General features: G+C 58.9%; 1 protein-coding gene. It reads left to right on the top strand.

Translation table 11 applies throughout. From position 1 onward, the window contains the following. The coding region (locus ACZRMO_RS30230) for a ribonucleotide-diphosphate reductase subunit beta (RefSeq protein ID WP_463975276.1) at window positions 1-896 on the top strand (896 nt) is incomplete at both ends.

The following is an 896-nucleotide window of genomic DNA, read 5'->3' on the forward strand; positions in this document are numbered from 1 at the left end:
GTCGCCGTTGACGAAAAGCGCATGATCAACTGCCGCGCCGACCTCAACCAACTCGTGCCGTTCAAGTACGACTGGGCCTGGCAGAAGTACCTCGACGGCTGCGCCAACCACTGGATGCCGCAAGAGGTCAACATGACCGCCGACATCGCGCTGTGGAAAAACCCCGAAGGCCTGACCGACGACGAGCGTCGCATCGTCATGCGCAACCTGGGCTTCTTCTCCACCGCCGACTCCCTGGTCGCGAACAACCTGGTGCTGGCCGTGTACCGCCTGATCACCAACCCGGAGTGCCGCCAGTACATCCTGCGCCAGGCCTTCGAAGAGGCGATCCACACCCACGCCTACCAGTACTGCATCGAATCGCTGGCCATGGATGAAGGCGAGATCTTCAACATGTACCACGAGATCCCATCGGTCGCTAAGAAAGCCGCCTGGGGCCTGAAGTACACCCGTTCGATCTCCGATCCGAAGTTCGAAACCGGCACCGTCGACACCGACAAAGAACTGCTGCGCAACCTGGTCGCCTACTACTGCGTCCTCGAAGGCATCTTCTTCTATTGCGGCTTCACCCAGATCCTGTCCATGGGCCGCCGCAACAAAATGACCGGCGTGGCCGAGCAGTTCCAGTACATCCTGCGCGATGAGTCGATGCACCTGAACTTCGGTATCGACGTGATCAACCAGATCAAAATCGAAAACCCACACCTGTGGGATGCCGAGATGAAGGAAGAAGCGACCCAGATGATCCTGCAAGGGACCCAGCTGGAAATCGAATACGCCCGCGACACCATGCCGCGCGGCGTGTTGGGCATGAACGCCGCGATGATGGAGGACTACCTCAAGTTCATCGCCAACCGTCGTCTGTCGCAGATTGGCTTGAAGGAAGAATACCCAGG

Source organism: Pseudomonas sp. B611 (genome assembly GCF_055407965.1).